Annotated in this window: 6 protein-coding genes and 1 tRNA gene; 2 read left to right on the top strand and 5 right to left on the bottom strand. The window is 67.2% G+C overall.

Annotation, left to right across the window (positions count from 1 at the left end; all coding sequences use genetic code 11):
• Positions 1-676: 676 nt before the first annotated feature.
• Positions 677-1,948 (bottom strand): tyrosine--tRNA ligase, encoded by a 1,272-nt coding sequence (tyrS, locus tag ACRDPS_RS19530; protein ID WP_431503324.1) that lies wholly within the window; start codon positions 1,946-1,948, stop codon positions 677-679.
• Positions 1,949-2,079: 131 nt separating this feature from the next.
• On the opposite strand from tyrS, the gene ACRDPS_RS19525 reads away from it, so the two are divergent.
• Positions 2,080-3,534: a serine/threonine-protein kinase gene (locus ACRDPS_RS19525; protein WP_431503323.1), complete on the top strand. Its 1,455-nt coding sequence runs from the start codon at positions 2,080-2,082 to the stop codon at positions 3,532-3,534.
• A gap of 55 nt (positions 3,535-3,589) precedes the next feature.
• Positions 3,590-3,666, top strand: a tRNA-Ile gene (locus ACRDPS_RS19520).
• Here ACRDPS_RS19520 and ACRDPS_RS19515 read toward each other — a convergent pair.
• The 4 genes from ACRDPS_RS19515 to ACRDPS_RS19500 form a co-directional block, all read right to left on the bottom strand.
• The gene (locus ACRDPS_RS19515; RefSeq protein WP_431503322.1) at positions 3,661-4,623 is read right to left on the bottom strand and encodes a GNAT family N-acetyltransferase; all 963 of its coding nucleotides are present in this window, start codon (positions 4,621-4,623) and stop codon (positions 3,661-3,663) included. The two genes, ACRDPS_RS19520 and ACRDPS_RS19515, sit on opposite strands and share 6 nt — an antisense overlap.
• A gap of 69 nt (positions 4,624-4,692) precedes the next feature.
• On the bottom strand, positions 4,693-6,909 hold the full coding sequence (locus ACRDPS_RS19510) for a transglycosylase domain-containing protein (RefSeq protein WP_431503321.1): 2,217 nt from the start codon (positions 6,907-6,909) through the stop codon (positions 4,693-4,695).
• Positions 6,910-7,162: 253 nt separating this feature from the next.
• Positions 7,163-7,588 (bottom strand): ribonuclease domain-containing protein, encoded by a 426-nt coding sequence (locus tag ACRDPS_RS19505; protein ID WP_431503320.1) that lies wholly within the window; start codon positions 7,586-7,588, stop codon positions 7,163-7,165.
• Between the two features lie 124 nt (positions 7,589-7,712).
• Positions 7,713-8,199: LuxR C-terminal-related transcriptional regulator (locus tag ACRDPS_RS19500; protein WP_431503319.1), on the bottom strand; the 487-nt coding region annotated here is incomplete at its 5' end.

Here is an 8,199-nt window from a genome sequence, read left to right as displayed (position 1 = left end):
CACCCCACTAAGAGGCGCGGTCGACGGGGCATAACAAACTAATTCGTCGACTATGACACACTGTTGAGTTCTCAAGAATCACACGCACACCGGTAGAACAACAGACATCTCGTCTCAGCCAGTCCGGTGGCTTTCTGCTACATGCTGAACCCTAGCGGATCCCGTTTCGCTTTCGCAATTCGGCGGCTAACCCGCTTTCCCTGCTCCAGCCATCCGGATTCAATCCCGCTTCCGGTTCTGCCTTTCAGACTCTAGCAGCCTCACTTTCGCTTTCCCAATTCGGCGCGTTTCGCGCTTTCTGTTGGTTTAGCGGCGGTGTTTCTGCCTCGTCCTGGAGGACTTTATCGGATCTCGCTTTCATGTCCAATTCGGCGATTTCCCGCCGTTTTGGATAAACGCAATATCCACGCCGACACAGCATCGAGTCATCAATCTGCGGTTCGTCCGTGCCTCGAATGTCTGATCCGAAGACCTGACAGAGACCCTGAACCGAGCTGAAGCTCGAGAGTGTTGGCGGCCGACTCGGGGGCCGAAAACCCGCTCGAAGACTCAAGCTTGCTTCCCGCCGCACCCCGGCGACCAGATGAACATTACGCCTCGGCGACGTCCTTGCCAAATCGAAGAACGCCCCAGGGGAGGCACTCGCCCACCCCAGGGCGTTCTCGCAGGTCAAAGGCTACTTGATGCGTACGCCTGCGAACTTCTTCTTGCCTCGCCGGAGCACGATCCAGCCGTCGCCGAGCAGATCTTTCTCGTCGAGAGCGCCCTCGTGGTCCTCGAGGCGGACGTTGTTCACGTACGCCCCGCCCTCACCGATCGTGCGACGTGCCTCCCCCTTGGAGGAGACGAGGCCGGCGGCCAGGAAGAGGTCGACGTACGTCGGCAGCTCCTCGCCACGCGCCAGCTCGACGGCGCCGGCCTCGGTGATGGCGGCAGCCAGCGTCGTACTGCTCAGGGTTGCCAGGTCACCGCCACCGAAGAGCGCGGCCGCGGCCTGCTTGGCCTGCTCGGTCTCCCCTGCCCCGTGGACCAGAGTCGTCATGTGGTCGGCGAGCGCCTTCTGGGCAGCGCGCAGGAACGGCTTCTCCGCATGCTGCGTCTCCAATGCCTCGATCTCCTCGCGGGGAAGGAACGTGAAGACGCGAAGCATCTCCCCCACCTTGGCGTCCTCGACGTTGAGCCAGAACTGGTGGAAGGCGTAGGGCGACATCATCGTCGGGTCGAGCCAGAGGGCACCGCCCTCGGTCTTGCCGTACTTGGTGCCGTCGGCCTTGGTGATCAACGGCGTGGTGAAGGCGTGGACGGTCTCCCCGGTGACCCGGCGGACCAGCTCGACGCCGCCGGTGATGTTCCCCCACTGGTCCGAGCCGCCGAACTGAAGGCTCACCCCATGCGTACGGAAAAGATTCAGGTAATCCATGGACTGCAGCAGGATGTAGGAGAACTCCGTGTAGGAGATCCCGTCCTCGAGCCGCTTCTTGACCGTGTCGCGTGCGAGCATCCGGTTGACCGGGAAGTGCTTGCCGATGTCACGCAGGAAGTCGATGACCGACAGCGACGCCGTCCAGTCGGCGTTGTTGACCATCGTCGCGGCGGTCTCGCCCTCGAAGGAGACGAACCGCTCGATCTGGCCGCGCACCTTCTCGACCCATTCGTTGACGGTCTCGGGCGAGTTGAGCGTGCGCTCGCCGGAGTCGCGCGGGTCACCGATCATGCCGGTCGCGCCACCGACCAGGACGTACGGCGTGTGGCCGGCCTGCTGCAGACGCATCGCCATCGTGACCTGGAGGAGGTTGCCCATGTGCAGGCTCGGCGCCGTGGGGTCGAACCCGATATAGAACTTCACGCTCCCGCCGGCCAGCGCTTCTCGGAGCGCGTCGCGGTCCGTCGAGTCGGCGATGAGGCCTCGCCACTCGAGGTCGTCGAGGAGTGTGGGATCTATGGACACGTCGTGCCTTTCTCAGATCGTTCTCAGGTGGGTTTCTCGGGCCCGTAGCGGGCTGTCCAGGAAGTAAGCGTAGTAGGAGGAACCCCCTAGGGTTATCACTGGCGTTCGGGACGAGATATGAGGGGATCTGGGTGATCGCAGGGAGGTACCGGCTCGAGAGGGAGCTCGGCCGGGGAGCGATGGGGGCCGTCTGGCTCGCCACCGACGACGTGCTGGGGCGCTCGGTCGCACTCAAACAGCTGGTCGCGCTCGACGGCGTCTCGGACGCGGCCGTCGAACGTGAGGCGCAGCTCGCCGCACGGCTGGTCCACCCGAACGTGGTCGCCGTCTTCGACCTGGTGCGCGACGACGACAAGCCGTGGCTGGTCATGGAGTACGTCGAGGGCAAGACCCTCGCCCACATGGTGCGCGACGACGGCCCCCTGCCCGTCGAGGCCGCCGCGAAGCTGGTCGGCCAGATCGCCTCGGCCCTCCGTGCCGCGCATGCCGCCGACGTGGTCCACCGGGACGTGAAGCCGGCCAACATCGTCGTCGGACGTGCCGACCGCGCCAAGCTCACCGACTTCGGGATCGCGCGTGGCGTCGACTCGCAGACCACCCAGACCGGGCAGGTCACCGGCTCCCCTGCGTACCTGGCTCCGGAGATCGCGACCGGTGGACGGGCCTCCCCCGCCAGCGACATCTGGTCGCTGGGCGCCACGCTCTTCCAGGCGCTGACGGGCGAGCCGCCGTACGGGATCGGGGACAACGCCCTGGCCACGCTCTACCGGGTCGTGCACGAGGACCCGCCGCGTACGCCGCTGGCCGGTCGGCTCGCGCCGCTGCTGGAGCACACGATGGCGTACGACCCGGCCGAGCGGTGGTCGGCCGGCGACGTCGTCGACTTCCTGGCGGGCCGATTGCCGGACGAGAAGCTCGAACCGGTCGCGCGGCGGACCCAGACTCTCGCCGCCGTCGCGGCGCCGGCACCGGCTGCCCCTTCGGGAGCCGCCCGGTCGACCAGCGCGCCCGACCGGCGCCGCCGCTGGTTGCCGGTGCTGCTCATCGCCGCCGCGGCGGTCCTGGTGCTGCTGGTCAGCGGGGCGCTGTGGGCCAACCGGGGCGAGGACCCGAGCGCGGACCCGAAGCGGAGTGCTTCGGTCGACCCGACCCAGAAGGCCGAGGAGCTGGCCGAGAACACCACCGACGAGTCGGAGGAGCCCACGGACGAGCCCACGCCCAGCGAGAGCGCCAGCGAGACTCCGAGCGAGAGCCCGTCGGCGAGCGAGACCGCCGGCGCGACCGCCGAGGGCATCGACGCCTTCATCCGCAACTACCTCGCCACCGCGCCCGCGAACCCGGACAGCGCCTTCGGCTCGATGCTGACCCCGGCGTTCCAGGCGAGCAGCGGCGGGATCGAGGGCTACCGCAACTGGTGGGGGAAGGTCGCCAGCACCAGCGTCGCCTCGGTCTCCCCCAGCGTCGACCCGCTCAAGGTCACCTACACCTACAACTACACGATGAAGGACGGCGCCCAGGACGGCGGCACGGTGACGCTGGGGCTCGTCTACGCCGACGGGAAGTACCTCATCAACAGCGAGGGCTGAGCGCTCATCTGCCGGCGGCTCCGCTCGGACGTACGGGGCCCGCTAGGCTCTGCGCGGGCCGTTAGCTCAGTTGGTTAGAGCAGGGGACTCATAATCCCTGGGTCGCGGGTTCAAGTCCCGCACGGCCTACCACCTGTCGGTGCGCTGGACCTCGTGCATGAGCTCGATCTTGCGGAAGCCGAACTGCTTGTTGATGCGCTGCATCACGTCGTTGGACGGGTCGGTCCAGGTGTGGATGCTGGTGCGCTCGGGGTGGTCGCGCTGGACGGCGGCGAGAGTGGCGACCTTGAGGGCCAGGCCCAGCTTGTGGCCGCGGTGGGCGCCCTTGACGAAGGTGTCGTCCTGGATGGCCTCGACGCTGCCATGGGCCAGGAAGATGACCGAGTAGCCGACGAGCTCGCCGGTGAGGATCTCGCGGGCGGCCGCGGTGATGCGGTCATAGGAGCGGGCCGTGCTCTTCTCCGCCGACCGGATGCGCTCCTGGGTGTGGGTGACGGGGTCCTGCTCGGCCTTGCCGGGCATCTCCTTGCCCATCTGGTTGCGCAGGCCGACGAACTGCCCGAGCAGGTTCTCGGGGGTGCGGTCCTCCCACATCAGGATCTCGTAGCCGAGCACCTTGAACGGCTTGTGGCGCAGCGGGAGGTCGGCGGCGAGGTGGTCCTCGCGGCGTACCGACCGGAACCCGAGGGCCTTCGCGAACGCCAGGGAGGACTTCGGGGGGATGGTCACCTCGGCGGTCGTCAGGGTGCGGCCGCTGGTGCGGCGTACGTCATCGGCTGCTCGCCACAGCTCGGTGCCGACCCCGCGCCAGCGGTGCACGGGATAGACATGGATGCCGAGCTCGACGACGTGGCCCCTCTCCTCCTCGGGGAGATCGAGCTCCGCGATGCCGATCGTCTCGCCCTGTTCCTTCGCGGCGAGCAGGATCCGTCGTCCGTGATCATGCGGGTTGCGCACGGAGTTCGCGAGCGCCTCGAAGGTTCGATGTGCCGCATAGGGACGGTCGAACGCCATCGATGCCGCCTCCACGGCGTACCAAGCCTTCAGAGCGGTGTCATCGTGGACGTCGACGGGGGCGATCACTGACACGGGCACTATCTAACCGTGTCGGGCAAGACGGAAGGAAACGAGGTCCCTACCCGAACCCGTCGGCGTCGCTCATAAGGGCCCCGGTTCGCCTCGTCCTGGACCGTCCGGTCCTGGCTCCGTCGAGGGATCGTCGGGGTCGGGAGGACCAGTCGGGACGGTCGGTGTCGGAGTGGGTGTTGGCGTCGGAGTCGGGGTCGGGGTCGGTGTCGGAGTGGGCGTCGGCGTCTTCGACGGCTCCGGCTTCTTGGTGGGCTCGGGTTCCGGCTCGGGCGGCGGCGGGACGTACGGCGCGTGTCCGGGCTCGGGGGCATCGCCGTCGAGCCAGGCCGGCTCCGGGAACTCCTCGTAGTCGAGCTCGTCGGTCAGCGGGCCCATGATCTCGACCCAGGTGTCGGCCGGGTAGTCGGCACCGAAGAAGGTGTCGAGCCAGCCGTCGAGGGCGCCGCTGCCCTTGCCGCGGCTGTAGGAGACCGCTGTCGCGAGCTGGGGCGTGTAGCCGACGAACCAGGCCGAGGAGACCTCGTCCTTGTCGTTGGTCGCGGTGCCGGTCTTCCCTGCCGCCGGCTGGACGACCGAGCCGGCCGACTGGCCGGTGCCGCTGGAGACCACCTGCTGGAGCGAGTAGGAGGTGTCGGCTGCCACGTCCTCGTCCATCGCCCTCTCGCCACGCGCGGAGTCGTCGCGCTCGTAGACGACGGTGCCGTCGGCATCGACCACCTTGGAGACGACGTGGACGTCGTTGTGCATTCCACCGTTGGCGATCGTGGCGTAGGAGTTGGCCATGTTGATCGGGCTGGTCCGGTTCTTGCCGAGGGTGAGCAGGAAGTCCTCGGGGCTGAAGTCGGCCGTGGTCATCGGGATGCCGGGGTGTGCGGCGTCGGCCTTCTGGGGCGGGATCCCCGCGGCCAGCGCCTTGTCGTAGACATCCTTGCTGCCGTCCGGCAGGGCGTCGGACATCTCGGCGAACGCTGTGTTGATCGAATCCTCCATCGCCTGGAGGCTGCTGACGTGGCTGCCGTAGCTGTGGCCATTCGGGTCGGCGGCGCTCTGGCCCGAGTTGCGGACGCTCACGCCGCCCGGGAACTCGACCGGCGAGTTTCCGTTCCAGCTGTCCTTGAGCGAGTAGCCGGCGTCCAGAGCGGCGGCCAGGGTGAACGCCTTCATCGTCGACCCCGCCATCGCGCCGCTCGCCGCCCAGTTGGTCTGCGACTCCAGGTAGTCCTGGCCGCCGTAGAAACCCCTGAGCGCACCGGTCTTCACATCGACCGTCGCGGCACCGACGTGCAGCTCGTCGTCCTTCTTGTTCTCGTCCTCGTAGTAGGCCTTCTTGTCCTCGGGACGTACGTCGTTGACGGCCTGCTCGACGGTCTTCATCGTCTTCTTGGTCAGCGTGGTGGTGACCCGCAGCCCGCCGCCGTTGATCTCGTCCTCGGTGACCAGCGGGTTGCCCTGCTCGTCCTTGAGGCGGAGCAGCTCGTCACGGACCAGCTTGAGGGCGTGGCCCGTCTGCCCGCCCAGGCGGCTGTCGGAGCGCGGCTTCTTGAACTTCGGCAGCGACTCCTTGGCCTTCTCGCCCTCGGCGGGGTCGATCATCTCCATCTTGACCATCGAGTTGAGGACGTAGCGGTAGCGGCCATCGAGCTCGGCGATCGCCTCCTCGCCGTTGCTCGGGTCGAGGTCGTTGGGGTCGTTGAGGATCGCGGCCAGCGCGGCGGCCTCTCGTACGTTGATCTTCGCGGCCGGCTTGTTGAAGTAGGCGTTCGACGCGGCCTCGACGCCGTAGGCGCCCCGGCCGAAGTAGATCGTGTTGAGATAACCGGCGAGGATGTCCTCCTTGGACTTCTGCCGGCTGATCTTCACCGAGATGACCGCTTCCTTCACCTTCCGGGTGTAGGTGCGCTCCTGGGTGAGGTAGAGGTTCTTGACGTACTGCTGGGTGATCGTCGAGGCGCCCGACTGGGTCGATCCCGAGGTGGTGTTCGAGAACACCGCCCGCAGGATGCCCTTGACGTCGATGCCGCTGTTGGTCCAGAACGTACGGTCCTCGGCGGCGACCGCGGCGTCCTTCATCAGCTGCGGGATCTCCTCATAGGGCAGCGAGTCGCGGTCCTGTGAGTCGGCGATGTAGCGCCCGACCTCGTCCTTGCCACCGCGGTAGTAGACGAAGGAGGTCTCCTTCTCGTAGGCGGCGTTGGCGTCGGGGATCGGGATGGCGTTGTAGGCCACGATCACACCCAGCGTGCCGACCAGTGCGCCGACCAGGACGAGGACGAGGAAGGTCTTCAAGATCTTCCGTCCACGCCTCTTCTTCGGCTTCGGCGTCGGTATATAAGGCGGATTGCCCTGCCAGCTCAAATGTTCCTCCCGCGGTCACAAACGTCCATAAGACTACGGCGGGCTCCCAGGCCATCCGCACTCCTCGACCTCGTGTCCTAGACGTTTCAGCGGGGTCTCAGGTTGCCGAAGACGTACGAAAGAGCCTCTGACCTGGGTCCGTAGTGCGGTATCTGCCCAGGTCAGAGGCTCCTTCCTTGATCACTCAGACCAGGAAGTAGAAGGTGCTGTAGTGGTCGGGGGTGAAGTAGACATCACCCGTGGTGGTGTCGACCACGAGCCGGTAGGACTGGCGCTGCGCACCACACTCGCGCGGGGTGACGTCGAACTCGAGGTAGGAGTGGCCCGAGGGCAGCTCGCCCTCGTAGTTGTTGTAGGTGCCACCGGAGAAGTTGCAGGTGCCGGTCGGCGGCCAGTCGTGCCAGCCGCGGTTGGACGGGTAGCCCAGCGAGGCCCAGACCTCGTTGGACTCCAGGGCCTCGGCGCAGCCCTTGTGGGTGCAGCTCTCGATCCAATCGGCCTGGGCGGCGGGGGCGAGCGCGACGGTCCCACCGAGCAGGCCGGCGGTGGCGACGAAGGCTGCTAGGAACAGCTTGATCATCGTGAGCACGGAGCGGTTCTTCCCGAACATGAATCCTCCTGAATGTGCGTTACGGACGGCGGTAATTCTGCTACTTGGAACACTCGAATGGGGGCTCCGGAGGTCACGAACCGGTGAACTCTGCGCTGTTCCGCCGCGATTCTCATCAGGCTTCTCAGGCGGTTCCGGTCTCTCGGGCGATGATCGCGGCCTGGACCCTCGAGGTGACCCCGAGCTTCGCCAGGACCCGGGAGACGTGGGTCTTCGCGGTCGCCTCGGAGATCACGAGCCGTCGGGCGATGTCGGCGTTCGACAGGCCCTGGCCCAGGGCCGCGAGCACGTCGGTCTCCCGTGGGGTGAGGTCTGCGGGAAGCTCTGCTCTCGTCTCCCCCGCACCCGGGCCGGATCGGCCGGACGGTCCGGTCAGCTCGGCGAGCACCCGGCGGGTGACCTCCGGGGCGACCACGCCGTCGCCGGCGGCGACGTGCCTGACCGCCTCGACCAGAGCGGTGGCCTCGGCCGACTTGAGCAGAAATCCGGCCGCGCCGGCGCGGAGGGCACCGAAGACGTACTCGTCCAGGTCGAAGGTGGTGAGCACGAGTACGTCCGCGAGCCCCTCGTCCACGACCTGACGGGTCGCGGTGACGCCGTCGGTGCCGGGC

It is taken from the genome of Nocardioides sp. (assembly GCF_050699375.1).
Lineage (GTDB): Bacteria > Actinomycetota > Actinomycetes > Propionibacteriales > Nocardioidaceae > Nocardioides.
This window is presented reverse-complemented; position numbering and strand designations above follow the sequence as displayed.